The organism is Microbacterium xylanilyticum (genome assembly GCF_054654695.1).
Genome location: NZ_BAAIEN010000002.1, coordinates 949,000 through 974,468, shown reverse-complemented (window position 1 = coordinate 974,468; position 25,469 = coordinate 949,000). Strand labels below are relative to the sequence as shown.

Here is a 25,469-nt window from a genome sequence, read left to right as displayed (position 1 = left end):
GGCGCACCGGGCGGACGCGTCAGAGCACGTCGCCGCGCCCGTTGAGCTTGAGCGACTCCACCACGCCCTTCACCCGCTGCGCATGCTCGGTGGTGGTGACGAGAAGGGCGTCGGGCGTGTCCACGACGACGATGTCCTGCACGCCCACGAGGCTGATCACGCGCGAGGTCTGGCTGACCAGGATCCCGCTGGCCGCGTCGGAGAGCACCCGGGCCGAGGGGCCCAGCACGGCGAGGTCGTTCTTGCGCCCGTTGAGGATGAGCTTGGTGAGAGAAGCGAAGTCCCCCACGTCGTCCCAGTCGAAATGGCCGGGCACCACGGCCAGCCGGCCGCTCTCCGCCGCCGGTTCGGCGACGGCGTAGTCGATCGCGATCTTCGGGAGCGCGGGCCAGACCCTGTCGACCACGGGACCACGGCGTTCGCGGTCGTCCCACGCCTCCGCCAGCTCGAGGAGCCCGGCGTGCAGAGCGGGCTGGTGCCGCTCGAGTTCGGCCAGGAGCACGTCGGCGCGACTGATGAACATGCCGGCGTTCCAGAGATAGCTGCGATCGGCGACGTACGTCCTCGCGGTGGCCAGATCGGGCTTCTCGACGAAGCGCTCCACCAGAGACGCCTCCCGGGCGCCCTCGACGACGATCTCCGCGCCCTGCTTGATGTATCCGAACCCGACGGCCGGCTCGGTCGGAGTGATGCCGATCGTGACGATGTATCCCCGACGCGCCACCTCGACGGCGTCGCGCACCGCGAACTCGAAGACCCGGGTGCCGCGGATGACGTGGTCGGCGCTGAAGGATCCGATGATCACGTCCGGATCGCGCCGGTGCAGGATCGCTGCCGCAAGGCCGATCGCCGCGGCAGACTCGCGCGGCTCCGACTCCAGGAAGACGTTCCTGTCGGGGATGCCCGGGAGCTGCGCCTCCACGGCGGCACGATGGGCTCGTCCGGTCACCACGGCGATCCGGTCAGGGCCCGCGAGCGGCTCCAGGCGATCCCAGGTGTCGCGCAGCAGGGACTGTCCGGAGCCGGTCAGATCATGCAGGAACTTCGGCGCGTCCGCGCGCGACAACGGCCACAGCCTGCTTCCGATGCCTCCGGCGGGGATGACGGCGTAGAAGTCGGGGATGGGCTCGCGCATGACCCCAGGCTAGCCGGGGCCGCTCGGATCCGATGAGAAGCGACGGCGCGCCCGCAGCCGGGGTTCCGCCGCCCGGCTCGATCGCATCCGTGCATGGAGACGATCGCAGATGCGCATACCCGCTAAGGGTCGCCTTCGTCGCTCCCAGGGAGATGACAGGAATAGGATGAGGGGGATCGGACGCCAGCGCGCCGCGATCCGCCGCTTAGATCAGGGAGGACGACTGTGTCCGCAAGCACGCGCTTGACACCTTCGATTGCGGAAACCACGTCCAAGACGCCGCGCGGCACCCTCTACCGGGGTCGCGAAGGCATGTGGTCGTGGGTTCTGCATCGCATCACCGGAATCGCCATCTTCTTCTTCCTCCTGGTGCACGTGCTGGACACGTCGCTCATCCGGGTGTCGCCGGAGGCGTACAACGCGGTCCTCGGCACGTACAAGAACCCGATCATGGGTCTCGGCGAGACGGTCCTCGTGGCGGCCATCGTGTTCCACGCGCTGAACGGCCTGCGGATCATCCTCGTCGACGTCTGGTCGAAGGGCGCGCAGTACCAGAAGCAGATGTTCTGGATCGTGATCGGCCTCTGGCTGGTGCTGCTGGCCGGCTTCGTGCCGCGCCACCTGATCAACGTGTTCTCTCACGTGGGAGGTGCGAGCTGATGGCCGCCGACGTCTTCACCACGCAGCACCTCGCCGCTCCGCGCCGCAACAAGGGCGTGAACTGGGAGAAGTGGGGCTGGATCTACATGCGCGTGTCGGGCGTCGTGCTCGTCGTGCTGATCTTCGGCCACCTGTTCGTCAACCTGATGCTCGGCGAGGGCATCCATGCGCTGGACTTCGCCTTCGTCGCCGGCAAGTACGCCACGCCGTTCTGGCAGTGGTGGGACGTGCTGATGCTGTGGCTGGCCCTCATCCACGGCGCGAACGGCATGCGCACGGTCGTCAACGACTACGTGGGCCACGCCGGCGTCCGCAAGACGCTGCTCGTCGTGCTGGGTCTGGCCGCCGCGCTGCTCATCCTCCTCGGCACCCTGGTCGTGTTCACCTTCGACCCGTGTAACGGCGTGTTCGAGAGCGGCGCCATGTGGGACACCTGCAAGGCGCTGGGCAAGTAGCCGGCGGTTCCGAGCGATCAGCGGCGAGAGATTCAGACAGCCTCCAGCGGCAGCGGCGAGATGAGTAAAGAGTGAGGGCAGGAACCAGTGACCACTGAGACCCAGGATTCCGTCGTCAAGAACGGCGTGCACCACCATCAGTTCGACATCGTGATCGTCGGCGCCGGCGGTGCCGGCATGCGCGCGGCGATCGAGGCCGGTCCCGGCGCCAAGACCGCGGTGATCTCGAAGCTGTACCCCACGCGCTCCCACACGGGCGCGGCGCAGGGCGGCATGGCCGCGGCGCTCGCGAACGTCGAGGAGGACAGCTGGGAGTGGCACACGTTCGACACCGTCAAGGGCGGCGACTACCTCGTCGACCAGGACGCGGCGGAGATCCTCGCCAAGGAGGCCATCGACGCGGTCATCGACCTCGAGAACATGGGCCTGCCCTTCAACCGCACGCCCGAGGGCAAGATCGACCAGCGCCGCTTCGGCGGGCACACGGCCGAGCACGGCAAGACCCCCGTGCGCCGGGCCTGCTACGCGGCCGACCGCACCGGCCACATGATCCTGCAGACGCTGTTCCAGAACTGCGTCAAGCTCGGCATCAACTTCTTCAACGAGTTCTACGTGCTCGACCTCATCACGGTGAAGGACGAGGCCGGCAAGACGGGGATCGCGGGCGTCGTCGCCTACGAGCTCGCCACCGGCGACCTGCACGTCTTCCACGCCAAGGCCGTGATCTTCGCGACCGGCGGCTTCGGCAAGATCTTCAAGACCACCTCCAATGCGCACACCCTCACCGGCGACGGCGTCGGCATCGTGTGGCGCAAGGGCCTGCCGCTGGAGGACCTCGAGTTCTTCCAGTTCCACCCCACCGGCCTCGCCGGACTCGGCATCCTGCTCACCGAGGGCGCCCGTGGTGAGGGTGCGATCCTGCGCAACGCCTCGGGCGAGCGCTTCATGGAGCGCTACGCCCCCACCATCAAGGACCTCGCCCCCCGTGACATCGTCGCCCGCTGCATGGTGCAGGAGGTCGCGGAGGGCCGCGGCGCCGGCCCGCACAAGGACTACGTGCTGCTGGACTGCACGCACCTGGGCGCGGAGGTGCTGGAGACCAAGCTGCCCGACATCACCGAGTTCGCGCGCACCTACCTCGGCGTCGACCCGGTCGTCGAGCCCGTTCCGGTGATGCCGACCGCGCACTACGCGATGGGCGGCATCCCGACGAACAACAACGGCGAGGTGCTCGCCGACAACGACACCGTCGTCCCCGGCCTGTACGCCGCGGGCGAGTGCGCCTGCGTCTCGGTCCACGGCGCGAACCGCCTCGGCACGAACTCGCTGCTGGACATCAACGTGTTCGGCAAGCGGTCGGGCCGCAACGCGGTCCAGTACGTCAAGACGGCCGACTTCCTGCCCCTCCCGGAGCACCCGGAGAAGGACGTGCAGGACATGCTCGAGGGCCTGCGCAACAACGCCGGCACCGAGCGCATCGCCGTGCTGCGCAAGAAGCTGCAGGAGGAGATGGACCGGGGCGCCCAGGTGTTCCGGACCCACGACTCCCTCCAGCACGTGCTGGGCGTGATCGCGGAGCTGCGCGAGCGCTACAAGAACGTGCACGTCGACGACAAGGGCCATCGGTTCAACACCGACCTGCTCGAGGCCGTCGAGCTGGGCTTCCTGCTCGACATCGCCGAGGTCGTCGTCTATGCGGCGCAGAACCGCGAGGAGAGCCGCGGCGGCCACATGCGCGACGACTTCCCGAAGCGCGATGACGAGAAGTACATGAAGCACACGATGGCGTATCTGACCGGCGACCCGCACTCGTCGACGCCGAGCGACCACATCAAGCTCGACTGGAAGCCGGTCGTCTTCACGAAGAACGAGCAGGGCGAGTTGAACTACCCGCCGATGGAGAGGAAGTACTGATGTCCGCGGAGGTCGTGGAGGAAGTCGTCACCGAGACCGTCGTCGAGGACACCGGGGTGCAGTCGTTCCTGGTGACGTTCAACATCCGTCGCTTCGACCCCGAGGTCGACAGCGAGCCGCACTGGGTCGACTACGACGTGGAGTTGTACTCGACCGACCGGGTGCTCGACGCGCTGCACAAGATCAAGTGGGAGGTCGACGGATCCCTCACGTTCCGCCGCTCCTGCGCGCACGGCATCTGCGGATCCGACGCGATGCGCATCAACGGCCGCAACCGCCTCGCCTGCAAGACGCTGATCAAGGATCTGGACATCTCCAAGCCGATCTACGTCGAGGCGATCAAGGGCCTGCCGCTGGAGAAGGACCTCGTCGTCGACATGGATCCGTTCTTCGCCGCCTACCGCGAGGTCAAGCCGTTCCTCCTCGCCAAGAGCGAGCCGGAGAAGGGCAAGGAGCGCGTGCAGTCGATCGCCGACCGGGCCATCTTCGACGACACCACCAAGTGCATCCTCTGCGCCGCATGCACCTCGTCGTGCCCCGTGTTCTGGACCGACGGGCAGTACTTCGGTCCGGCCGCGATCGTGAACGCGCACCGCTTCATCTTCGACTCCCGCGATGACGCCGCCGATGTGCGCCTGGACATCCTCAACGACAAGGAGGGCGTCTGGCGCTGCCGCACGACCTTCAACTGCACCGAGGCCTGCCCGCGTGGCATCGAGGTCACCAAGGCGATCGCGGAGGTCAAGCAGGCCATCCTGCGCGGCCGCCCCTGAACCCGAGGTCTCTGAGCCCGTCGAGGAGGCGCCTTCCCCTAGGGGACGGCGCCTCCTCGCGTTCCACGGCCTCGCTAGGGTGAGTGCGTGGCGGATTCCGAAGCGGAGCTGAGAGCGCGGCTCGAGGCGCCGATCGAGCGCGCCGCGGCCCTCACCCGACGCACGATGCGGGCGTTCCCGATCCGGCTGTGGCGTCGGTTCCTGCAGCAGGGCGGCTTCCTGCTGTCGGCCGGCATGAGCTATCAGGGCCTGTTCGCGGTGTTCGGGCTGCTGTACATCGCGTTCGCCTCGGCCGGAATCTGGCTCGGCGGCAGCGAACGGGCGATCGCCCTGCTCACGGCGGTCGCGAACAGCTACATCCCCGGGATCATCAGCGATCACGGCCTCGTCCATCCCGAAGACGTGCAGTCGCTCGCCGCCGACGCCGGCGGAGTGCTGAGCATCACCGGCGTCGTGGCGGCCGCCGTCGTCGCGTGGACCGCCGTCACCGCGATCACCTTCACCCGCCGGGCGGTGCGGGACATGTTCCGGCTGCCGTACGACGATCGCAGCATCGTGCTGCTGAAGCTCCGCGACGGGCTGGCCGGGATCCTGTTCGGGCTGGCGCTGCTGGTCGGATCGGCGCTGGGCTTCGGCGGGGTCTGGGCGCTGCGTCAGGTGCTGGATCGGTTCGGATGGCATCTCGGCACCGTCGCGTTCGATGTGCTCACCCGAGGGGCCTCCGTCGTGGTGATGTTCGTGATCGCCTCCGCCGCGATCGCGCTATTGGTGCGCTTCCTCACCGGGACCGCCCTCGTCTGGCGCACGATCCTGCCCGGGGCGATGCTGGGCGGCGCGGCGGTCACGGTGCTTCAGCTCGGTGCCGGCCTGCTGCTCACGCACACCCCCGGCAATCCGCTGCTGGCGACGTTCGCGGTGATCGTGGCGATGCTGCTGTGGTGCCGGTGGGTGTCGATCGTCATCCTCGTCGCCGCCGCATGGATCGCGCTGACCGCGGAGGACCGCGGCCAGCCCGTGCAGGTTGCCGGCGAGGACCCGGCTGCTCCCCCGCGTCGCCGTGTCCGACGCCCTCGTTAGGCTGGATCCATGCCCCACCTGCGTATCGCCACGGTCAACGTCAACGGGATCCGCGCCGCGGTCCGCAATGGAATGCACACCTGGCTCGACAGCGCAGACGTCGACGTGCTGACCCTGCAGGAGGTGCGCGCCCAGGACGAGCACCTCGAGGCGGCCTTCCCCGGCTGGTCGATCCTGCACGACGAGGCCTCTGCGAAGGGGCGCGCGGGCGTCGCCGTGCTGAGCCGCGAGCCCGCGCTCGCCTCGCGCACGGCGCTCGGTCCCGACGACTTCGATTCGAAGGGGCGCTGGCTGGAGGCCGACTTCGTGCTGGGGGGCGTCCCGCTCACCGTCGTGAGCGCCTACGTGCACAGCGGCGAGGCCGACACCCCCAAGCAGGACGAGAAGTGGAAGTTCCTCGACGCGATGACCGCGCGCATGGGCGAACTCGGCGCCGACGGGGCGCTGGCGCTGGTGACGGGCGATCTGAACGTCGGACACAAGCCGCTCGACATCCTGAACTGGAAGGGGAATGTCAAGAAGGCCGGCTTCCTCGCGCGTGAGCGGGCCTACTTCGACCGGTTCCTCGGTGCCGCCGGCGAGCCTGCCGTGGGCCAGGAGGGCATCGGCCGGGGCATGGTGGGCCAGCTCAGCGACACGCGCCCGTACGTGACCGAGGGCGGCGGCACGGGCCTCGGCTGGGTCGACGTCGGACGCGTCGCGGCCGGCGAGGTCCCCGGTCCGTACACCTGGTGGACGATGCGCGGCCAGGCGTTCGACAACGACGCCGGCTGGCGGATCGACTATCACCTCGCGACCGCGCCGCTCGCCGCGCGCGCCACGAACTACCGCGTCGCCCGCGCGGCCACCTACGCCGAGCGCTGGAGCGACCACACTCCCGTCATCGTCGACTACACGTACTGACGCGGGCGGCGGTCGGGCCGCCTGTCGCGCCCCCCCTAGGATTGATCCGTGACGAAGCCCCGCCTCTACTCCGGAATGCAGCCCTCCGCCGACTCCCTCCAGGCCGGCAACTACATCGGGGCGCTGCTGCAGTGGCGGGACCTGCAGAGCTCCTACGACGCCTTCTTCTCCGTCGTCGACCTGCACGCACTGACCCAGCCGAACGATCCCGCCGAGCTCCGGGAGAAGACCCGGCGGACGGCCGCGCAGTACATCGCCGCGGGAATCGAGCCGTCGAAGTCGACGCTGTACGTGCAGTCGCACGTGCGCGCGCACGCCGAGCTCGCCTGGATCCTGTCCACCATCACCGGCTTCGGCGAGGCTGGCCGGATGACGCAGTTCAAGGACAAGTCGGCGCGGTACGGCACGGACGCGACCTCGGTCGGCCTGTTCACCTACCCGGTGCTCATGGCCGCCGACATCCTGCTCTACCAGACCGACGTCGTGCCCGTCGGCGACGACCAGAAGCAGCACGTCGAGCTGACCCGCGACCTCGCGGAGCGCTTCAACTCGCGCTACGGCGAGGCGTTCGTGGTGCCGATCCCGGTGATCCAGAAGGACACCGCGCGCATCTACGACCTGCAGAACCCGACGTCGAAGATGTCGAAGTCGGCCGAGTCGGACGCCGGCGTGCTGTGGCTGCTCGACGACCCGGCGAAGTCGGCGAAGAAGATCATGCGCGCTGTCACCGACAACGAGGGGTCGGTCCGCTACGACCGCGAGAACAAGCCCGGCGTCTCGAACCTGCTGACGATCTATGCGGCGCTCACCGGGCGCCAGATCGCCGCGATCGAGGACGAGTACGCGGGCCGCGGCTACGGCGACTTCAAGAAGGGCCTGGCCGAGGTGGTCGTGAACGAGTTCGGCCCGGTCCGCGAGCGGGCGAACGAGCTGCTGGCCGACCCCGCCGAGCTGGACCGGATCCTCGCCGCCAACGCCGCCCGTGCCGACGAGGTCGCCGACAAGACCCTGGCCGACGTGTACGACCGGGTCGGCCTGCTCCGCCGGGTCTGAGGCCGGGGCGCCCCGAGGCTGAACCGATGGAACCGGTCGAACTGCGCACATCGCGTCTCACCCTGCGGGCGCCCGCATCCGCGGATGTCGACGCGATTACGGCGGCATGCCAGGATCCGGACATCGCCCGCTGGACCACGGTCCCGAGCCCCTATTCGCGCGCGGACGCCGAGTACTACGTCCGCCACGCCGCCGAATGGTGGGAGGACGGTTCCCAGACGGTATGGATCGCGCACGCCGGCGCGGAGCTCGTCGCGTCGATCGGGCTGCACCACATCGTCGCGCATCCGACCGGCGGCGACGCGGAGCTCGGCTACTGGGTCGCCGCATCCGCGCGCGGCAGGGGCTACCTCACCGAGGCCGCGCGCGCCGTGATCGACTGGGGCTTCGCCGACGTCGGCCTCGCCCACATCCGCTGGCGGGCGGTGGTCGGCAATGTCCCGTCAGCGCGGAGCGCCCGCGCGCTCGGGTTCCGCTACGAGGGGCTGCTGCGGCAGGGGCTGGCCGGCCCGCGCGGTCGCGACGACGGCTGGAGCGCCGCGCTCTTGCGCACCGACGACCGCGGCCCGGTCGAGTGGCCGATCGATCTCGGCTGATCCGCAGCGGCCCCGATGTCGTCGACCGGTGGCAGGATGAACCCATGCCGGAGATGCCAGAGGTGCAGGGGCTGGTCGACTTCCTCGCTCAGCGCGCGGTCGGGCTGACGATCACACGCGCCTCCGTGTCGGCGATCTCCGCGCTCAAGACGTACGATCCGCCGATCACGGGCCTTCCCGGATCCACCGTGCGCGCAGCCGCGCGGCGCGGCAAGTTCCTGGACCTGACGCTGGAGAACGCCGCCGAGCTGCAGCTGCACCTCGTGTTCCACCTGGCCAAGGCGGGCTGGCTGCGCTGGTACGACGAGCTGCCGACGACGCTGATCCGGCCGGGGAAGTCCCCGATCGCGCTGCGGGTCGCGTTCGACGACGGCAGCGGGTTCGACCTCACCGAGGCCGGCACGAAGAAGTCGCTCGCCGTGTACGTCGTGCGGGATCCGGCGGATGTCCCCGGAATCGCCCGGCTCGGTCCGGATCCGCTCGACCCCGTCTTCACCCGCGACGCGTTCGCCGCCCTGCTCGCGGGACGCCGCACCCAGATCAAGGGCCTGCTGCGCGACCAGGGCGTGATCGGCGGGATCGGCAACGCCTACTCGGACGAGATCCTGCACGCGGCGCGGATGTCGCCGTACGCGCCGGCCGGCGGTCTCGACGAGGACGACGTGACGCGGCTGTACGAGGCGATGCAGGCGACGCTGCGCGAGGCGGTGACCGCGGCGAGCGGCAAGCCGCCGTCCGACCTCAAAGACGCGAAGCGCCGCGGCATGCAGGTGCACGCCCGGCGCGGCGAGAAGTGCCCCGTCTGCGGCGACACCGTGCGCAGCGTGTTCTTCGCCAACCGCTCGCTGGAGTACTGCCCGACCTGCCAGACGGGCGGCAAGTTGCTCGCGGACCGCCGGCTGTCGCGGCTGCTGAAGTAGCCGGGGACGACATGAGCCGTCACAGATGCATCCGCCGGAATGAAACCGGCATATGCGCGTTGACTAAGCTGAGAGCAACACAACGTGCTCCGGGGTCGGTGAGAATCCGAACCGGCGGTGACAGTCCGCGAACCGAAGATCCGACAGGGATCCGAGGCCGATCCGGTGGAAATCCGGAACCGACGGTGATGCGAGCGAGCGCTCGCGAGTCCGGATGAGAGGCAGCACGCACGATCCTCGTGCGCCCGACCCCGATGACCTGGATCTGGACGAGGAAACGACATGACGGCGACAGCGGCGGAGCGCGCGGCGATGACGCACGCCCTCGAGATCGCGCGCCGCGGCCCGCGGGGGCTGAACCCGCAGGTCGGGGCCGTGATCCTCTCCCCCGGCGGCGACGTCCTCGCCGAGGGCTGGCACCGGGGCGCCGGCACCCCGCACGCAGAGGTCGACGCGCTCTCGAAGCTCACGCCCGCCGAATTGCGCGGCGCGACGGCGGTCGTCACCCTCGATCCGTGCAACCACACCGGCCGCACCGGACCCTGCGCTCAGGCGCTCATCGATGCCGGAGTGGCCCGCGTCGTCTACGCGCTGGACGACCCCGGTCTCGTCTCCGGCGGCGGTGCCGAGCGGATGCGCGCGGCCGGCATCGACGTCGAAGCTGGCGAGCAGGCCGACGCCGCGCATGCGCTCATCCACGACTGGCTGACGGTGCAGCGCCTGGGGCGCCCGCACGTCACCGTCAAGTGGGCGCAGAGCCTCGACGGCCGCGCCGCCGCCGCGGACGGGTCCAGCAAGTGGATCACCGGTCCCGACGCGCGCGCGGATGTGCACCGCCGCCGTGCGGCCGCAGACGCGATCGTGGTCGGCACGGGCACCGTGCTCGCCGACGACCCGGCGCTCACCGCGCGCGACGGCGACGCGCTGCTGCCGCACCAGCCGATCCCTGTCGTGATCGGCACCCGCGAGACCCCGGCCGACGCCGCCGTGCGCCGGCATCCGCACCAGCCCCTGTTCTACGGCGGCCACGACCTCGGCGCAGTGCTCGCCGAGCTGCGCGAGCGCGGCGTGCAGCGCGTGTTCGTCGAGGGCGGGCCGACGCTGGCCAGCGCGTTCCTCGCCGCCGGATTGGCGGATGAGGTGCTCGCCTACCTGGCGCCCGTCCTGCTCGGCGGCCCCCGGCTCGCACTCACCGACATCGGGGTGGCCTCGATCGGCGAGGCCCGGCGCCTGGCGGTGACCCAGTGGCTGCCGCTCGGAGAAGACCTGCTGGCGATCGCGCGGCCCACCACGACAGACAGCATCGCGGACGCCACGACGGCACCCGCCGATGGCAAGACCTCCAGGAACGAAGGAGACGCCTGATGTTCACCGGAATCATCGAGGAGATCGGCGAGATCACCGCGATCGCACCCGCCGGCGACGGCTGGCGGCTGACCGTGCGCGCCCCGAAGGCCGCGGCCGACGCGGTGCACGGCGAGTCGATCGCCGTGAGCGGCGTGTGCCTCACCGTGGTGGGCTCGACCGCGGACACCTTCGACGCCGACGTGATGAAGCAGACGCTCGACGTCGCCGCTATCGGCGCGGCCACCGTGGGAACTCGCGTCAACATCGAGAAGGCCATGCCGGTCGGCGCGCGCCTGGGCGGGCACATCGTGCAGGGCCACGTCGACGGAGTCGGCGAGGTGCTCGAGGTGCGACCCGGCGCGCAGTGGAGCGTGCTGCGCATCTCGCTGCCCGCGGATCTCGCCCCCCTCGTCGTCGACAAGGGCTCCATCTCCGTCGACGGAACCTCGCTCACCGTCAGCGCCGTGAGTGAGCCCGCCGCCCCTTCGACGGGCTCAGGGACCGGGCATTGGTTCGAGGTGTCCCTCATCCCGGAGACCCTCGCCGCGACCACACTCGGATCCCGCGCGGTCGGCGACCGCGTGAACCTCGAGACCGACATCCTCGCCCGGCACGTCGAGCGGCTGCTCGCCTTCCGTGCCACAGGCTCCGGCGCCGACCGCGCCGCCACACCGGAAGGAGGCTCGCGATGAGCCTTTCCACCATCGAAGAGGCGCTGGAGTCGCTCCGCGCCGGCCGTCCCGTGCTCGTCGCGGACGACGAGAACCGCGAGAACGAGGGCGACGTCATCCTCTCGGCCGAGCTCGCGACGCCCGAATGGGTCGCGTGGACAGTGCGCTGGACCTCGGGGTACCTGTGCGCGCCGATGCCTGCGGACATCGCGGACGGGCTGAACCTGCCCCCGATGGTCGAGGCCAACGAGGACGCGCGCAGCACGGCGTACACCATCAGCGTCGACGCGGCATCCGGGGTCACCACGGGCATCAGCGCGGCCGACCGCGCCCGCACGCTGAACGTCCTCGCGGATGCGTCGTCGACGCCGGCCGACCTCATCCGCCCCGGCCACGTTCTGCCGCTGCGTGCGGTCGACGGCGGGGTGCGCGAGCGCGGCGGTCACACCGAGGCCGCGGTGGAGCTGATGCGCCTCGCAGGTCTGCGCCCGATCGGCGCGATCGCCGAGGTCGTGGCCGAGGACGGCAGCATGATGCGCCTGCCCGGCCTCCTGGAGCTGGGCGAGCGTGACGGGATCCCCGTGATCACGATCGAGCAGCTCATCACCCACCTCAACGAGGTCGACCCGCGGGACGAGGCCGACTGCGTGGCGAACAACACCCGCCGCCGGGTGAGCCTGCGCGCCGATGCGACCGTCCCCACCACGCACGGGGTGTTCCGGTTCCTCGCCTACAAGGACCGCATCACCGGCACCGACCACATCGCGGTCGTCTCCGGCGAGCCCTCCGAGACCGCGCTCGTGCGCGTGCACTCCGAGTGCCTGACCGGCGAGGCGTTCGGATCCCTCAAGTGCGAATGCGGACCCCAGCTCGACGCGGCGATGGACGCCATCGAGCAGGAGGGCGGCATCGTCATCTACATGCGCGGGCACGAGGGACGCGGCATCGGCCTCATCAACAAGCTGCGCGCGTACGCGCTGCAGGAGGAGGGGCTCGACACCGTCGACGCCAACCTCGCCCTGGGCCTGCCCGCCGACGCCCGCGACTACGCGGCCGCGGCCGGGATCCTGACGGACCTGGGCGTGAGGAAGGTGCGCCTGCTGACGAACAACACCGACAAGGTCGCGCAGCTGCGCGAGCTCGGCCTCGACGTCATCGAGCAGGTGCCCCTCATCGTCGGCGTCGGCCCCAACAACCACCAGTACCTGGAGACCAAGCGCGACCGCATGGGCCACATCATCGGTGAGACCGAGCTCGCCGCCGCCCTGGCCGCGAACGGCGCAGACCACGGAGAGGACCACGCATGAGCGGCGCAGGCGCACCCCGCACCGGAGGATTCGACGCGAGCGGCCTGAACGTCGTGATCGTCGCCGGCACCTGGCACGAGACGATCACGAACGGCCTCATCGCCGGCGCGCAGCGCGTGCTCGAGGAGACCGGGGCGAACCACCGCCTGGTGCGGGTCCCCGGCTCGTTCGAGCTCGCCGTGGCCGCCCAGGCGGCGTTCGCCGGGGGAGCGGACGCCGTCGTCGCCCTGGGCGTGATCATCCGCGGCGGCACGCCCCACTTCGAGTACGTCTCGGCGGCCACCACCGACGGCCTCACCCGGGTCTCCCTGGACGCCGGCAAGCCCGTCGGGTTCGGCGTGCTGACGCTGGACGACGAGCAGCAGGGTCTCGACCGCGCAGGGCTCGAGGGCTCCAAGGAGGACAAGGGCGCCGAGGCCGCCGACGCCGCTCTGCGCACGGCGCAGGTCATCCGGTCGCTGCGCGGCTGAGCCGGTCGCACCGTCCGTGCGATCGCCCTAGGCTGGGGTGGGAAAGCGCACCCCGATCTGCGCGCGCACGTCGTCGAGCACTGCCATGATCCCGATGCTCTCATCCAGCGGCAGCAGCTCGCTCTCGGTTCGTCCGGCCCGCACCACGTGCTCCAGCTCGCGTGCCTGATACTGCATGCCGCGACCGCTGGTCTCGCTCCGGAACCGCTCGATCACCCGATCCGACGGGTCGAGCACCGTGAACCCCGTCGAGTTGTACCACCAAGGATCGATCTCCACGCGCGCATCCGTGCCGACGATCGCTGCCCTGACCGGGCTCCGTGCCGACAACCCGGCATAGGACAGCGCCTGGCGGCCGCCGGCGTGTACCGTGATCACCGCGGTCTGCCGGTCGACCCCCGTCGGCCCCAGCGCGGCATGCGCAAGAACCCGCTCGGGCAGCCCCAGGAAATCGACGGCGAACGAGAGGGGATAGACCCCGAGGTCGAGGAGCGCTCCCCCTCCCAGCCGCGGATCGTTGACCCGATGCGTCGGCGCGGCCGGCAACAGCTGGCCGTGATCTGCGAACACCGACCGGATGTCTCCGAGGACCGTCGACTCCGCGATCTCCCGCAGCCGCATCATGTGCGGGAGGAAGCGCGTCCACATCGCCTCCATGACGGCGACACCGGCTGAACGCCCGGCGGCGACGATCTCCGCCGCCTCCGCGGCGTCCAGGGCGAACGGCTTCTCCACCAGGACGTGCTTGCCTGCATCGATAGCCAGCAGCGCATGCTCGCGGTGGAGCGAGTTCGGCGTGGCGACGTAGACGATATCGACCTCAGGATCCGTCACCAGTTCCTCGTAGCCGCCGTGTGCCCGGTCGATACCCTGTGCCGCCGCGAACGCCTGAGCCGAGCCGGCGGTGCGGGATCCCACGGCGGCAATACGATGACCGTCGATACGGAGATCGTCGACGAAGATTCCGGCGATCAACCCCGTGCCGAGGATCCCCCACCCCGGAGACGGCGTCATACCGCGCGCTCCGACGGACTCCGAAGTACGCGCACCTCCCATGGCGCGAGCTCAGCACCGACCGCGTCATCACGATTGCGGAGCACCAGGTCGCCGTCGAGCATCTGGGGATCGGGCAAGACGGCGGGTGTGGAACTGAGATTCGCAATGACGGAGAGCCGGACTTCCCCGTCCGTGCGCCGATAGGCGAAGAGCTGCTCGTCGGCGGGGAACAGCATCTCGAAGTCGCCATGTGCGATGACCGGGTCCTCATGCCGCAGCCGGATCAATGCCCGGTAGAAGTTCATCACCGAATCTGGATCCAGGTCTTGAGCCGCAGCGTTGATCTCGGTGTGGTCGCGATTCACCCGCATCCACGGCTCGCCATCCGTGAACCCGGCGTTCTTTCCCGCCGTCCACTGCATTGGCGTTCGCGCATTGTCGCGGCTGATCGCGTTCATCGCGACCATCAGCCCCTCCGGGTCATCCCCCGCCGACAGCGCGTAGTGGTAGTAGTTGATCGATTCGATGTCGCGCATCTCGTCGACCGACGCGAAGCGGGCGTTGACCATTCCCAGCTCCTCCCCCTGATAGAGGTACGGTGTCCCGCGTTGCAGGTGCAGCACGGCGGCGAGTGCCTTGGCGGACGCTTCGCGGTAGCGCTCGTCGCCGAATCGCGATACCGCCCGCGGTTGATCGTGATTGTTCCAGTACAGACTGTTCCAACCGCGTTCCGCGAGACCCCGCTGCCAGCGGTCCACGCTCTCCTTCAGCTCCGCGAGCCGCAGCGGGCGCACATCCCACTTGTGATCTCCCTGGTCGAGCATCACATGCTCGAAGTGGAACACCATGTCCAGCTCGCGCCGCTCCTGGTCGGTGAACAGCACGGCCTGCTCGACGGTCGCGCCCAGCATCTCTCCCACCGTGAGCAGTCGCTCTGGGCGATCCGCGAACACCTCGCGGTACATCTCCTGCAGGAACTCATGATTGCGCGGCCCCGCCGTGTAGAAAGCGCTGCCGTCGCCCCATGGCGGCAGCACCACCGGGCCGTCCGGGAAGGACTGCACCTTGGAGATGAAGTTGATGACGTCCATGCGGAACCCGTCGACGCCGCGATCGAGCCACCAGCGCATGACGTCGTAGACCGCCGACCTGACATCCGGGTTCTCCCAGTTCAGGTCGGGCTGCTTCTTGGAGAAGAGATGCAGATAGTACTCATCGGTGTGCTCGTCGAATTCCCACGCGGAGCCTGAGAAGAAGGAGATCCAGTTGCTGGGCTCGCGGCCGCCGGTGTCCGCGCGGACATCGGGCGCGGGCGGTCGCCAGATGTACCAGTCCCGCTTGGGGTTGTCCCGGCTCGAGCGCGACTCCTGGAACCAGGGGTGCTCGTCGGACGTGTGGTTGACGACAAGGTCCATGATGAGGCGGATGCCGCGCTCATGCAGCGCGGCGACCAGTTCGTCGAAGTCGGCCAGGGTGCCGAACACCGGGTCGATGTCGCGATAGTCGCTGATGTCATAGCCGTTGTCGTCCTGCGGCGACCTGTAGACCGGGCAGAGCCAGACGACGTCGACGCCGAGCGACGCGATGTAGTCCACCTTTCCGAGGATCCCGCGGAGGTCGCCGATCCCGTCGCCGTTCGAGTCGGCGAAGCTGCGCGGATAGATCTGATACACGACGGCGCTGCGCCACCAGGGCGCGTCGACGACGGTCGTGGTGTCGCGGAGTGTCATTTCACGGCCCCTACGGTGATCCCCTTGGTCAGGGTGCGCTGGAAGATGAGGAAGAAGATCAATGTGGGCAGCATGCCCAGCAACGATGCTCCGGCGGTCGTCGTCGGGTCACTGGTCATCTCGCCTTGGAGGACACCGAGGGCGAGGGTGACCGTCTGGTTCGCGTCCGAGACGAGCAGCACGAGCGGGAGGAAGAACTCGTTCCACGTCCAGATGAAGAAGAACGTCGCCAGCACCATCAACGTCGGCCGCAGCATCGGCAGCACCACGGAGACGAGAACCCGGAATCGGCCCGCCCCGTCGATGCGCGCGGCTTCGAGCACCTCGTGCGGAAACGCGGTGAGCACGGATGCGATGAAATAGGTGCCGAAAGCGCTTTGCAGCACCGCGAACAGGATGATGATCGCCAGCGGGGAGTCGTAGAGTCCCGCGGCCTTCGACATCGTGTAGAGCGGATACACCAGCGCCTCCTGCGGAAGGGTCAGCCCGATGATGAACAGGGTGAGGAGCACGCGGCTCCCCCGGATCCGGCCGATTCCGATGGCGTAGGCCGAGAGCACGCTCAAGCTGACTCCCAGGACCGCGACGCACGTGCTGATCAGGATGCTGTTCCACAACTTGGCGCCGAAGTTGACGCTGTTCCAGAACGAGACGATGCCATCCCAGGTGAACGATGTCGGCCAGGCGATAGGACCGTGCGCGGCATAGTCGGCCGCGGTCTTGAACGCATTCAGGAACGCCAGGGCGACGGGGAGCAGTATGGCGACGAGCAGTAGCAGCAAGAACCCGAAGACGACCCATCGCAGTGGGCGCGGAGCGTGGCGCCGTACCTGCACGCCGCCTGACGCCGAGAGAGTTGGCGCGGTCATGGTCAATCCTCCTGTCCGCGGGCCTGAGCCCGCTGGAACACCAGCGCGAGCACGATGATCACGATGGTCATCACGGTCGAGATCGTCGCGCCGTAACCGACGTCGTTCCGGGCGAAGAAGGCCTGCCACGCCAGATACGAGGGAACCGTCGTCGCCGTACCGGGCCCGCCTTTGGTGAGGACGTAGATCGGCGCGAAGACCTTCAGCGCCGTGATCGTGGTGGTCAGCAGCACCACATAGATCTCGGGCTTGAGCTGGGGGATGATCACGGAGGTGAACCGCTGGCGCCAGGAAGCGCCGTCCAGTGATGCCGCCTCGGTGAGGGAGGGATCCGTTCTCGCCAGGCCGGCCATGAACATCACGAGGCAGTACCCGATCTGAAACCAGATCATCACCACCATGACCGCGGGCATCGCCGTCGACGGCGAGCCCAGCCAGTTCGCGGCCAGTCGTCCGAGGCCGATGGCCTTGAGCGCGGTGTTCACCACGCCGCCCGTGGGCATGAGCATCCAGCCCCAGAGAATTCCGACGACTGTGATCGGGATGATCTGCGGTATGTAGAAGCCGGCACGGAAGAAGCTGGCAAGCCGCGGGCCGAACACCGTGCCCACATAGTCGTAGAGAGCCGCGGCGAGAACCAGGGTGACGACAGTGGGGATGACCGCCATCGCGACGATCATCGCAAGACCGTTGAGCAGCGACGACCAGAAGGTTCCGTCGCCGAGCAGTCGCGCATAGTTCGCGGCCCCGATCATCCGCGGATCGCCGATCCCCGCCCAGCTCGTGAAGCTCAGCGCGACGTTGGTCACGGTCGGAATAGCGATGACGATGAGGTAGCCGACAAGTCCGGGGATGAGGTACGGCAGGTAGCCGAGGCTGAATGGCTTTCGCCGTGGGCGGATGCGTGCGGATGGTGCAGCGGTCATCTCGATGAGTCCCTCCATTGGGACCGGGGCACGATCGGCAGGCGACCGCACCCCGGTGCGATCAGCCGATCTGCGCGGCGTAGTCCTGGTAGAACTTGGCGATCGCGTCGTTGAACTGAGTCACCGACATCTCGCCGGTGAGCAGGCTCTGGAGGCTCTTCACCTGGAAGTCGTAGTAGCCGGGCGCGGGCCAGTCCGCGTAGTACGCGAGCCCGTTCGCATCCGCGATCGACTTGAACATCTCCGTGGAGGCTTTCGCGTGCTCATCGGTGACCTTGGCAGGATCCGCGGCCACCGCGGCTGCCCCGGCGTTGGCCAGCACCGTCTGGGCGCCCTCCTTCAGGGTCAGGTCGATGAACTCCGTCGCGTAGTCCTTCTGCTTCGACTTCGTCGGGACGACCCAGATGTTGCCGCCGCTGCCCTCGGTAAGCGATGCTCCAGGGAACACGAACTTGCCCCAATCCAGCTTGCTCGCCGAGAGCTGACCGTCGAACCACGAGCCGGAGACCATCATCGGATTCTTGCCGGTCGTGAAGTTGGACAGCATGTCCGCCGCCTTGAGCCCGGTGGCATCGGAGCTGAAGTAGCCCTTCTTCTGCCAGTCGACCATGGTCTGGGCAGCGTAGGTCCAGGCCTTGTCGTGGAAGTCGACTTTGCCCTTGAACAGCTGGAAGTCATCGACTTGCGCACGGTCGGCCTGGGTCAGCGCGAGCTGATACCACAGGTGGTTGGCTCCGTACTCGGCACCGGCAACGGACAGGGGCGTGATGCCCGCCGCCACGAACTTATCCATCGCGGTCTGGAACTCCGCCATCGTCTTCGGGATCGCAAGGCCCTGCTGAGCGAAAGCCGCCTTGTTGTAGTAGACGCCGACGAACTCGCCGTAGTTCGGCACACCGTACAGCGGGCCGAGGCCCAGGACGCCGCGCTTGTCGTAGTGGCCGACGGCGGCAACGCTCGACGACATCACGTCGTTCCAGCCGTTCTTCTTCGCGGCCTCGGTGAGGTCTTCGAGCAGCCCGGACTTCGCGGCCAGCCCGGCCGTCGCGGATCCCTTGGTGAACTCCATGACGTCAGGGGCCGTGTCGGAGTTGAGGATCATCGTGCCGGTCTGCTGCATCTGCTCGAAGCTCTTCTGCTGGAAGACGACCTTGACGTTCGGGTGCGCCTTCTTGAACTCGTCAAGCGCGTGCTGCGCGGCCTGGCCCATCGCGCTCTCCGGGGAGTCGAACCACCAGACGTTGAACGTGTCGCCCGCCGACGGCTGTGCGGCAGACGAGCAGGCGGAGACCGACAGCGCGACGGCCAGCGCCGCAGCAACAGTCGCGCCGATGCGGCGTGTACGAGACAGGATCACGAATCGATTCCTTTCCATCGGCCACAACCTCGTGGCGCAGGAGCTCTGGATGCGCGAGATTGCGCAAACGTTTTCGTTCACGATAGTCAAGTATTCATGGCCATGTCAAGTGGCCAATTGATACCGAGGAACAGAACAACGCAAACGTATGCGTCAACGTCGCGCGTGGTTTCCCCAACGTCGCGGAAGGCCGCGCTTTAATGGCGGTGTGGAGAAACCGCCGAACATGATCGACGTCGCGTCGGCCGCCGGAGTGTCCCTGAGCACGGTCTCGCGCTCACTCTCGGGCAATGCCGGGGTCTCTGAGACGACACGGAACCGGATCAGGAAGATCGCCGAAGAGCTCGGGTACGTCGTCAGCCCCGAGGCCTCGCGGCTGAGTTCCGGCCGGACCGGGAGAGTCGGGTTCGTGACACCGACGATCAACGAGTGGTTCTACGCGAGCGTCATCGCCGGAGCGACACTCGTGCTGGCGGCCCATGGCATCGATGTGATGCTCTACCCCGTCACCGACTCGGCGTCGCGGGCGGCCTTCTTCGACGAGCTGCCGGCGCGGCGCAAGGTCGACGCGCTGATCGTCATCGCCTTCCCGTTGACGGACTATGAGTGGGAGCGCCTGGACTCCATGCACGTTCACGCGGTCGTGGTAGGGATCCTGGACCCCCTGCGGCCCTCGGTGGGCGTGGATGACGAAGAGGTCGGCCGTCAAGCCGCCCACCATCTGCTCGCACTGGGTCATGTCCGCCCTGGCATGATCACCTGCGTCGACCCGGAGGGCTTCCACTACTCGTCGGACATCAGTCGAGAACGCGGGTTCCGCGTCGCACTCGCCGAGGCCGGGCATGCCATCGACGAAGACCTCGTCGTCTCCGTTCCGTGGGGCATCGACGGCGGCGCCACGGGTATGAATCGTCTCATGTCTCTGCCACGTCTCCCGAGCGCCGTGTTCGCATTCTCCGACGAAGTCGCGTTCGGAGCCCTGCGGAGTCTTCGACGCGTGGGCCTGGAGGTTCCAGAAGACATCTCACTCATCGGAGTCGATGATCACCCGATGGCCGAGTCGGTCGATCTGACGACCATCAGACAGGACCCGATAGAGCAGGGCCGCGCCGCGGCTCGGTTGTGTCTTGACCTTCTGAACGGCGACAGTCCGCTGCAACAGATTCGGCATGAGACGAGCCTGATCCCGCGCCGTTCCACCATGCCGCCACACGGAAGAGATCCGGAACTGCGCGGCAGGGTGACGGCACCGTAGGTTCGCCTACCTGGTGGGTGCGGACGGCGCGGGCATAGCCTGAGCAGATGCAGACCCTCCGCGAGATCGTCGTCTTCATCCACCTGATCGGCTTCGCCACGCTCTTCGGCGCCTGGCTCGCCCAGGCATTTGGCGGCAAGCGTCAGTTCACGCAGCTCATGAACATCGGCCTGGCCATCGCGGGTGTGGCGGGCCTCGCACTCGCGGCACCGTGGGGCATCGACTGGACGCCCGGGATGAGCTTCTACATCAAGATCACAGTGAAGCTCGTCGTCCTCATCATCATTGGCGCCCTGCTCGGCATCGGCATGGGGCGCCAGAAGCGCGGCGAGGTCGTGCCCGCGGGCATGTTCTGGGCAGTCGGGATCCTCGCCCTGCTGAACGCCGGCCTCGGCTTCTTCTGGCACTGAACCGCCATCGACACAACTCCTCGACGCGGGATCCGGCCATCCGGGTCCCGCGTCCTGGTGTCTGTGCAGATGTTCGTCGGAACCGGATGTCAGGATCCGGCCGCCGGAGCAACCTCTACGGTGAGAGTCGAGAACGGCTCGGGAAGAGAGGGGCTCCCATGACCCGCATCGCGACGAAGCACCACCGCCGCGCAATCACCGTCCTGGCCGTCGCCGCCCTGGTCGCGCCGATCGCGGGGTGCGCAACGCCACCCGCGAGCGCGAGCAGGCCGACGTCCGGGCACGCGACGGGGGCGATGCCCGACCTTCTGGAGAAGGACATCACGCACTGGGTGATGCCGACCGATCAGTTCACTTCACCCACGCTGCCCGAGCTGCCGAACTACGCGCTTAACCGGCAGATGGAGACCTGTATGACTCGAGACGGCTTCAACTGGCCGATCCCGGTCGAACCCACAGACGATGCGAGCTAGCTGACGTACCCGGCGAACATGTCCGCGTACCCGCTGCTGACTGTTGATATCGCGAAGCAGTACGGGTATCGGGCAAGCTACATGCCGGGAATCCGACTGCCAGATGACCGCAAGACCTTCACGATGCTGAACCGTATCGCGGAGTCCCAGGCGGGATTCGAACCCGTCTTCCAGGCGTGCACCGAAGCGAGCCGAAAGGTCTTCGACGACACGAAGGGGGGCGACATCTTCAACACGATGAATATGTGGCGGTCGGAGGCAGCCAAGGGCGTGGACAAGACCCCTGCGGTGCAGAAATCGGGCGCGGCGTGGAAGAAGTGCCTCGCCGACGCCGGATACCAGGTCGACATCGACCCCGAGTGGCGAGGGCGGCTCGATGCCCACTGAGAAGCTCGGTATTGCGATCGGCTTGTACACGCCCCGACCCACAATGCCTCCGCGCGCTGACGGAGGCACCTACGGCGACACCGAGGCGGATCCTGACGCGGAGCGGCCCACTCCGACCTCGGCCGAGATCGAGCTTGCCGTCGCCGACGCCACCTGCCGCGATTCCAGCGGCTGGACGAAGGCGGTGTACGACGCGATGTGGGACGCCGATGTCGACGTCGTGCGGAACCACGCCGGTCAGCTGAAACAGATGAAGCTCGACGCAGACGCGCTGGTCGCCCAAGCTCGTCAGATCATCGCCGACAACCCGCCGCTGCACTGACCGGATCCGAAGAGAACCGACCATGCACGCCACCCGCCCCGAAGGCCCGCCTCCGCGCACCGACGCCCGCCGCACCGCCTTCGAGACCCCCTTCGCCGAGCATCACACTGCCGTGCTGCGCTACATCGAGCGCCGCGTCGATGACCGCGAGCACGCCAGGGAGCTGGCCATGGACTGCTTCGAGATCGCCTGGCGGCGCTTCGACGCGCGCGAACCGTACCGTCGCCCGTGGCTGCTGCAGACTGCCCGCAACCTCGTCGGCGACGCGTATCGCAGGCGCGACCGTGAACGCGAAGACCTCCGGGATCTCGCCACGGCGAGCCGGCCGAGCGATGACCTCGCGCACGTGGAGCTCCGACACGCGCTCTCTCTGCTGCGCCGAGCCGACCGCGAGGTGCTCGAGCTGCACTACTGGGACGGGCTCAGCGCCGACGAGATCGCGGAGGTCGTGGGATGCCGCACAGCGACCGCCTGGAAGCGGCTGAGCCGGGCCCGCGCCTCCTTGCGCGCCGTGCTGCAGGAGCCCGCTCCGCCCCCGCGCCACGCGCTCGCACCCGACGCAAGACCGTCCGCATCGACACCCGGGAAAGGGGTGATGACGTATGCCGTTGACTGATGACCTGGTCGAGACGCTGATCCGCGAGGCGGATCCCGCGACGACGCCGCGCGATCTCGAACCGACCGCCGCCGACTGGGCACGACTGCACCGGATGCTCGATGCAGCAGCGCCGTCGCCCGCGCGCCGGACACCACAGCGCGCGCTCCGTGACCGCATCACGGCGCTGCGCCGACGGGCCCGCGCCTCTCCCGCTCCGGATCGTGCTCCGCACCGCCTGGGCCGTCCCCGTGCTCGCCGCTGTCCTCGCGATCGGGCTGACCGTCGGCCCGATCGCCGCGGCACCCGCCTACGCGGTCACCCCTCCGGCGCTCGTCGCACAGCCGATCGCGCAGACCGCCGATGAAGTGCTCGCCACGTCGATCGCCGCGCTGCAGGCGGCGCCTCCCCGTGCCGCCACCCGCGACGCACTGGTTGTGCGCTGGGCACTGCGCGACGACGGCAAGCCGGATCCGGTGATCGTGCCGGAGTGGCAGGAATGGGTCTGGGATGCCGACGGCACCGGTCACCTGGAATCGCGGACCGGGGCTCCCTACTCGGTGACGAAGGACGGCACCATCGTTGCTCCGGCCGGCACGGCTCCGAAGGAGGGAACGGCGCTGCCGGGCACCGGGCATCACAGCTCCAACCTGTTCTTCGCCGAGCCGCCGTCCGACGCGGCGGGGCTGCGGGCCTACATCGAGGATCGCGTCGGGCTGACCGCGAAAGCCGACGCGCTCGCGATCTGGGGCGTGGTGAGCTCCATCCGCGACAGCTGGGCGCTGGATCCGGCCCAGCAGGCGGCGGCCCTTCAGTTGCTCCGCGACGCCGGCGGGTTGAGCGTGCTGGGCTCCGTCACGGATCGCTTTGGCAGAGCGGGCATCGCCCTCAAGATCACCTCGGCGAAGCGCCCGCAGTTCACCGCTACCGTGGTGCTCGAAGCCACGACGCACGAGATCATCGCCGCCGACACCATCTACGCCGGCGGATCCACGATGAAGCTCAACATCGCCCCGGGCTCGGTGATCGAGTACAAGGCCTGGTTGTCGCGCTGAGGGGACGGACTCGGATCCGGTCGGAGGGGGACGACCGGATCCGCGCCTCTCATCGTCACACTCCGCCGCGCACGCGTGTCCGCCTGTGGATCCGCTGAACGCCCGGCGTAGACTCCCTCTGCTCGCCGCGCACCTGGGGAAGACGGCGAACGCATTCGACGCACCGACCGGAGGACCGCATGAGCACCGCCACGACCGCACCCGCCAATCCGAGATCGCGGGTGATCCTCGCCAGCCTCATCGGCACGACGATCGAGTTCTACGACTTCTACGTCTACGCCACCGCCGCCGTGCTCGTCTTCCCGATCCTGTTCTTCCCGACGGGCAACGACACCACGGCCCTCCTCGCCTCGTTCGCCGTGTTCGGGGCGGCGATGATCGCCCGCCCGATCGGCGCCATGGTGTTCGGGCACTTCGGCGACCGCTACGGGCGCAAGGCGACCCTGGTCGCATCCCTGCTCACCATGGGCATCGCGACGTTCCTGATCGGCGTGCTGCCGACCTTCCAGCAGATCAACTGGTGGGCGGCGCTGCTGCTGCTCATCCTGCGGCTGGCCCAGGGCTTCGCGCTCGGCGGGGAGTGGTCGGGCGCGGCGCTCGTGGCGACCGAGAACGCGCCCGAGGGGAAGCGCGCCTGGTACGGGTCCTTCCCGCAGCTCGGCGCCCCGCTCGGCTTCATCATCGCGAACGGCCTGTTCCTCATCATCAACGCGCTCCTGCCGCACCCCGAGGATCCGACGCAGAAGTCCGAGGCGTTCCTGAGCTGGGGCTGGCGCGTTCCGTTCCTCTTCTCCGCGGTCATGGTCGTGATCGGCCTGTGGGTGCGGCTGAAGCTCGTCGAGTCCGAGACGTTCAAGCGCGCTGAGGACTCCGGCGTGATCCGCAAGCTGCCCCTCGCGACGGTCTTCCGGCATCACTGGAAGCACCTGATCCTGGGGACGTTCGTGATGCTCGCCACCTACGTGCTGTTCTACCTGATGACGAACTTCACGCTCTCCTTCGGCACCAAGCCGTTCTCGGTCGAGGTCGCCTCGGCCGCCGCGCAGAAGGCGGCGGAGGCCAAGGGCGCTCCATTCGATCCGGCTGCCTTCGCCGCCCAGTTCTATCCGGGCCAGGGCTTCGGCTACACCGACTTCGTGGTGATGCAGATCGTCGGCGTCGTGTTCTTCGGGATCTTCACGCTGGTATCCGGCCCCTGGGCGGACCGGGTGGGACGCCGCAAGCTGCTGATCTGGACCACGGTCGCGATCATCCTGTTCGGCTTCACCTTCCCGCTCTTCCTGGGCCAGCACGCCGGTGAGCCGTTCGCCGTCATCCTCACGCAGTCGTTCCTGATCCTCGGCTTCCTGCTGATGGGCATCACCTTCGGCCCGATGGGGGGCGCTCCTGCCCGAGCTGTTCCCGACGAACGTGCGCTACACGGGTTCCGCCGTCGCGTACAACGTCTCCTCGATCCTCGGTGCGGCCGTGGCCCCGCTCATCGCCGTGTGGCTGTGGCAGGTCGCCCACGGCTCCCCGGTGCTCGTCGGCATCTACCTCTCGGCCATGGCCGTGCTGACCCTGATCGCGCTGATCCTGATCCCGGAGACCAAGGATCACGCCTACGAGGACGACCTCGGCGTGCCCACGCTTCCCTGAGCGCGCGGCCCCGGTACGCGGCGCTGCATCATTTCGATTGATGCAGCGCCGCGTATCTGTGTATTGGCGTGATGAGAGTCTCCACGGTTGACTGTGGGCATCACCCGAGCGGCTCGGAATCGCGTCCGCGACCCCCCGCCGCGAAGAACCGCACGGCTCACCCAGAGGAGTCCCC

At 68.4% G+C, this 25,469-nt stretch carries 26 protein-coding genes, 1 pseudogene and 1 riboswitch; of the genes and pseudogenes, 21 read left to right on the top strand and 6 right to left on the bottom strand.

Going from position 1 to position 25,469, the window contains the following annotated elements; genetic code table 11:
- Nucleotides 1-19: 19 nt before the first annotated feature.
- Nucleotides 20-1,135, bottom strand: a complete 1,116-nt coding sequence (locus ACYQ1L_RS05175; protein ID WP_460003175.1) for a mannose-1-phosphate guanylyltransferase — start codon at nt 1,133-1,135, stop codon at nt 20-22.
- A 225-nt stretch (nt 1,136-1,360) separates the two neighbouring features.
- Between ACYQ1L_RS05175 and sdhC the strand changes: the two genes are divergently transcribed.
- The 13 genes from sdhC (at nt 1,361) to ribH (ending at nt 13,281) form a co-directional block, all read left to right on the top strand.
- On the top strand, nt 1,361-1,795 hold the full coding sequence (gene sdhC, locus ACYQ1L_RS05170; protein ID WP_159576596.1) for a succinate dehydrogenase, cytochrome b556 subunit: 435 nt from the start codon (nt 1,361-1,363) through the stop codon (nt 1,793-1,795).
- Nucleotides 1,795-2,250, top strand: coding sequence for a succinate dehydrogenase hydrophobic membrane anchor subunit (locus ACYQ1L_RS05165; protein ID WP_460003174.1), 456 nt, complete (start codon nt 1,795-1,797; stop codon nt 2,248-2,250). Before sdhC ends, ACYQ1L_RS05165 begins: the two co-directional genes overlap by 1 nt.
- A gap of 87 nt (nt 2,251-2,337) precedes the next feature.
- Nucleotides 2,338-4,164, top strand: coding sequence for a succinate dehydrogenase flavoprotein subunit (gene sdhA, locus ACYQ1L_RS05160; RefSeq protein ID WP_460003173.1), 1,827 nt, complete (start codon nt 2,338-2,340; stop codon nt 4,162-4,164).
- A complete protein-coding gene (locus ACYQ1L_RS05155; protein ID WP_460003172.1) occupies nt 4,164-4,937 on the top strand; it encodes a succinate dehydrogenase iron-sulfur subunit in 774 nt (257 codons plus the stop codon). The genes sdhA and ACYQ1L_RS05155 overlap by 1 nt, the downstream gene beginning before the upstream one ends.
- 87 nt (nt 4,938-5,024) lie before the next feature.
- Nucleotides 5,025-6,014, top strand: a complete 990-nt coding sequence (locus ACYQ1L_RS05150) for a YihY/virulence factor BrkB family protein (RefSeq protein WP_460003171.1) — start codon at nt 5,025-5,027, stop codon at nt 6,012-6,014.
- 9 nt (nt 6,015-6,023) lie between these two features.
- Entirely contained in the window at nt 6,024-6,917 is an 894-nt protein-coding gene (locus ACYQ1L_RS05145) for an exodeoxyribonuclease III (RefSeq protein ID WP_460003170.1), read from the top strand.
- Between the two features lie 48 nt (nt 6,918-6,965).
- Entirely contained in the window at nt 6,966-7,970 is a 1,005-nt protein-coding gene (trpS, locus tag ACYQ1L_RS05140; RefSeq protein ID WP_460003169.1) for a tryptophan--tRNA ligase, read from the top strand.
- Between the two features lie 26 nt (nt 7,971-7,996).
- Nucleotides 7,997-8,566 (top strand): GNAT family N-acetyltransferase, encoded by a 570-nt coding sequence (locus ACYQ1L_RS05135; RefSeq protein ID WP_460003168.1) that lies wholly within the window; start codon nt 7,997-7,999, stop codon nt 8,564-8,566.
- Nucleotides 8,567-8,610: 44 nt separating this feature from the next.
- Nucleotides 8,611-9,486 (top strand): Fpg/Nei family DNA glycosylase, encoded by an 876-nt coding sequence (locus tag ACYQ1L_RS05130; RefSeq protein ID WP_460003167.1) that lies wholly within the window; start codon nt 8,611-8,613, stop codon nt 9,484-9,486.
- 81 nt (nt 9,487-9,567) lie between these two features.
- Nucleotides 9,568-9,717, top strand: a riboswitch (FMN riboswitch).
- 51 nt (nt 9,718-9,768) lie between these two features.
- Nucleotides 9,769-10,851, top strand: coding sequence for a bifunctional diaminohydroxyphosphoribosylaminopyrimidine deaminase/5-amino-6-(5-phosphoribosylamino)uracil reductase RibD (gene ribD, locus ACYQ1L_RS05125; RefSeq protein WP_460003166.1), 1,083 nt, complete (start codon nt 9,769-9,771; stop codon nt 10,849-10,851).
- Nucleotides 10,851-11,525, top strand: a complete 675-nt coding sequence (locus tag ACYQ1L_RS05120; protein WP_460003165.1) for a riboflavin synthase — start codon at nt 10,851-10,853, stop codon at nt 11,523-11,525. Before ribD ends, ACYQ1L_RS05120 begins: the two co-directional genes overlap by 1 nt.
- Entirely contained in the window at nt 11,522-12,811 is a 1,290-nt protein-coding gene (gene ribA, locus ACYQ1L_RS05115; RefSeq protein WP_460003164.1) for a GTP cyclohydrolase II, read from the top strand. Before ACYQ1L_RS05120 ends, ribA begins: the two co-directional genes overlap by 4 nt.
- On the top strand, nt 12,808-13,281 hold the full coding sequence (gene ribH, locus ACYQ1L_RS05110) for a 6,7-dimethyl-8-ribityllumazine synthase (RefSeq protein ID WP_460003163.1): 474 nt from the start codon (nt 12,808-12,810) through the stop codon (nt 13,279-13,281). Before ribA ends, ribH begins: the two co-directional genes overlap by 4 nt.
- A 27-nt stretch (nt 13,282-13,308) precedes the next feature.
- Here ribH and ACYQ1L_RS05105 read toward each other — a convergent pair whose 3' ends face one another.
- The 5 genes from ACYQ1L_RS05105 to ACYQ1L_RS05085 form a co-directional block, all read right to left on the bottom strand.
- Nucleotides 13,309-14,295 (bottom strand): Gfo/Idh/MocA family protein, encoded by a 987-nt coding sequence (locus ACYQ1L_RS05105; protein ID WP_460003162.1) that lies wholly within the window; start codon nt 14,293-14,295, stop codon nt 13,309-13,311.
- Entirely contained in the window at nt 14,292-16,007 is a 1,716-nt protein-coding gene (locus ACYQ1L_RS05100) for an alpha-glucosidase (protein ID WP_460003161.1), read from the bottom strand. The genes ACYQ1L_RS05105 and ACYQ1L_RS05100 overlap by 4 nt, the downstream gene beginning before the upstream one ends.
- On the bottom strand, nt 16,004-16,876 hold the full coding sequence (locus tag ACYQ1L_RS05095; protein ID WP_460003160.1) for a carbohydrate ABC transporter permease: 873 nt from the start codon (nt 16,874-16,876) through the stop codon (nt 16,004-16,006). The genes ACYQ1L_RS05100 and ACYQ1L_RS05095 overlap by 4 nt, the downstream gene beginning before the upstream one ends.
- A 2-nt stretch (nt 16,877-16,878) precedes the next feature.
- Nucleotides 16,879-17,802, bottom strand: a complete 924-nt coding sequence (locus ACYQ1L_RS05090; protein ID WP_460003159.1) for a carbohydrate ABC transporter permease — start codon at nt 17,800-17,802, stop codon at nt 16,879-16,881.
- 61 nt (nt 17,803-17,863) lie between these two features.
- Nucleotides 17,864-19,159: an ABC transporter substrate-binding protein gene (locus ACYQ1L_RS05085; RefSeq protein WP_460003158.1), complete on the bottom strand. Its 1,296-nt coding sequence runs from the start codon at nt 19,157-19,159 to the stop codon at nt 17,864-17,866.
- 226 nt (nt 19,160-19,385) lie between these two features.
- On the opposite strand from ACYQ1L_RS05085, the gene ACYQ1L_RS05080 reads away from it, so the two are divergent.
- The 8 genes and pseudogenes from ACYQ1L_RS05080 to ACYQ1L_RS05045 all read left to right on the top strand — a co-directional run bounded on the left by ACYQ1L_RS05080 (nt 19,386) and on the right by ACYQ1L_RS05045 (nt 25,294).
- Nucleotides 19,386-20,414, top strand: coding sequence for a LacI family DNA-binding transcriptional regulator (locus ACYQ1L_RS05080; protein WP_460003157.1), 1,029 nt, complete (start codon nt 19,386-19,388; stop codon nt 20,412-20,414).
- 47 nt (nt 20,415-20,461) lie between these two features.
- The gene (locus ACYQ1L_RS05075) at nt 20,462-20,824 is read left to right on the top strand and encodes a Fe-S protein (protein ID WP_460003156.1); all 363 of its coding nucleotides are present in this window, start codon (nt 20,462-20,464) and stop codon (nt 20,822-20,824) included.
- A gap of 158 nt (nt 20,825-20,982) precedes the next feature.
- Entirely contained in the window at nt 20,983-21,297 is a 315-nt protein-coding gene (locus ACYQ1L_RS05070) for a hypothetical protein (RefSeq protein ID WP_460003155.1), read from the top strand.
- Nucleotides 21,298-21,315: 18 nt separating this feature from the next.
- On the top strand, nt 21,316-21,684 hold the full coding sequence (locus tag ACYQ1L_RS05065; RefSeq protein ID WP_460003154.1) for a hypothetical protein: 369 nt from the start codon (nt 21,316-21,318) through the stop codon (nt 21,682-21,684).
- Nucleotides 21,674-22,006, top strand: coding sequence for a hypothetical protein (locus ACYQ1L_RS05060; RefSeq protein WP_460003153.1), 333 nt, complete (start codon nt 21,674-21,676; stop codon nt 22,004-22,006). The genes ACYQ1L_RS05065 and ACYQ1L_RS05060 overlap by 11 nt, the downstream gene beginning before the upstream one ends.
- Before the next feature lie 22 nt (nt 22,007-22,028).
- Nucleotides 22,029-22,622 carry an RNA polymerase sigma factor gene (locus tag ACYQ1L_RS05055; protein ID WP_460003152.1) on the top strand — a complete coding sequence of 198 codons (594 nt, stop codon included), beginning with the start codon at nt 22,029-22,031 and terminating at the stop codon, nt 22,620-22,622.
- Nucleotides 22,623-22,825: 203 nt separating this feature from the next.
- Nucleotides 22,826-23,656: a hypothetical protein gene (locus ACYQ1L_RS05050; protein WP_460003151.1), complete on the top strand. Its 831-nt coding sequence runs from the start codon at nt 22,826-22,828 to the stop codon at nt 23,654-23,656.
- A 179-nt stretch (nt 23,657-23,835) separates the two neighbouring features.
- Nucleotides 23,836-25,294 (top strand): annotated as a pseudogene (locus ACYQ1L_RS05045) (MFS transporter).
- Nucleotides 25,295-25,469: the final 175 nt, after the last annotated feature.

What these genes read in the sequence shown, in the direction of transcription:
- ACYQ1L_RS05175 (WP_460003175.1), bottom strand. Translation starts at nt 1,135, where the DNA reads ATGCGCGAGCCCATCCCCGACTTCTACGCCGTCATCCCCGCCGGAGGC.
- ACYQ1L_RS05165 (WP_460003174.1), top strand. Translation starts at nt 1,795, where the DNA reads ATGGCCGCCGACGTCTTCACCACGCAGCACCTCGCCGCTCCGCGCCGC.
- ACYQ1L_RS05155 (WP_460003172.1), top strand. Translation starts at nt 4,164, where the DNA reads ATGTCCGCGGAGGTCGTGGAGGAAGTCGTCACCGAGACCGTCGTCGAG.
- ACYQ1L_RS05145 (WP_460003170.1), top strand. Translation starts at nt 6,024, where the DNA reads ATGCCCCACCTGCGTATCGCCACGGTCAACGTCAACGGGATCCGCGCC.
- ACYQ1L_RS05135 (WP_460003168.1), top strand. Translation starts at nt 7,997, where the DNA reads ATGGAACCGGTCGAACTGCGCACATCGCGTCTCACCCTGCGGGCGCCC.
- ACYQ1L_RS05130 (WP_460003167.1), top strand. Translation starts at nt 8,611, where the DNA reads ATGCCGGAGATGCCAGAGGTGCAGGGGCTGGTCGACTTCCTCGCTCAG.
- ribD (WP_460003166.1), top strand. Translation starts at nt 9,769, where the DNA reads ATGACGGCGACAGCGGCGGAGCGCGCGGCGATGACGCACGCCCTCGAG.
- ACYQ1L_RS05120 (WP_460003165.1), top strand. Translation starts at nt 10,851, where the DNA reads ATGTTCACCGGAATCATCGAGGAGATCGGCGAGATCACCGCGATCGCA.
- ribA (WP_460003164.1), top strand. Translation starts at nt 11,522, where the DNA reads ATGAGCCTTTCCACCATCGAAGAGGCGCTGGAGTCGCTCCGCGCCGGC.
- ribH (WP_460003163.1), top strand. Translation starts at nt 12,808, where the DNA reads ATGAGCGGCGCAGGCGCACCCCGCACCGGAGGATTCGACGCGAGCGGC.
- ACYQ1L_RS05105 (WP_460003162.1), bottom strand. Translation starts at nt 14,295, where the DNA reads ATGACGCCGTCTCCGGGGTGGGGGATCCTCGGCACGGGGTTGATCGCC.
- ACYQ1L_RS05100 (WP_460003161.1), bottom strand. Translation starts at nt 16,007, where the DNA reads ATGACACTCCGCGACACCACGACCGTCGTCGACGCGCCCTGGTGGCGC.
- ACYQ1L_RS05095 (WP_460003160.1), bottom strand. Translation starts at nt 16,876, where the DNA reads ATGACCGCGCCAACTCTCTCGGCGTCAGGCGGCGTGCAGGTACGGCGC.
- ACYQ1L_RS05090 (WP_460003159.1), bottom strand. Translation starts at nt 17,802, where the DNA reads ATGACCGCTGCACCATCCGCACGCATCCGCCCACGGCGAAAGCCATTC.
- ACYQ1L_RS05080 (WP_460003157.1), top strand. Translation starts at nt 19,386, where the DNA reads ATGATCGACGTCGCGTCGGCCGCCGGAGTGTCCCTGAGCACGGTCTCG.
- ACYQ1L_RS05075 (WP_460003156.1), top strand. Translation starts at nt 20,462, where the DNA reads ATGCAGACCCTCCGCGAGATCGTCGTCTTCATCCACCTGATCGGCTTC.
- ACYQ1L_RS05070 (WP_460003155.1), top strand. Translation starts at nt 20,983, where the DNA reads ATGACCCGCATCGCGACGAAGCACCACCGCCGCGCAATCACCGTCCTG.
- ACYQ1L_RS05065 (WP_460003154.1), top strand. Translation starts at nt 21,316, where the DNA reads ATGTCCGCGTACCCGCTGCTGACTGTTGATATCGCGAAGCAGTACGGG.
- ACYQ1L_RS05060 (WP_460003153.1), top strand. Translation starts at nt 21,674, where the DNA reads ATGCCCACTGAGAAGCTCGGTATTGCGATCGGCTTGTACACGCCCCGA.
- ACYQ1L_RS05055 (WP_460003152.1), top strand. Translation starts at nt 22,029, where the DNA reads ATGCACGCCACCCGCCCCGAAGGCCCGCCTCCGCGCACCGACGCCCGC.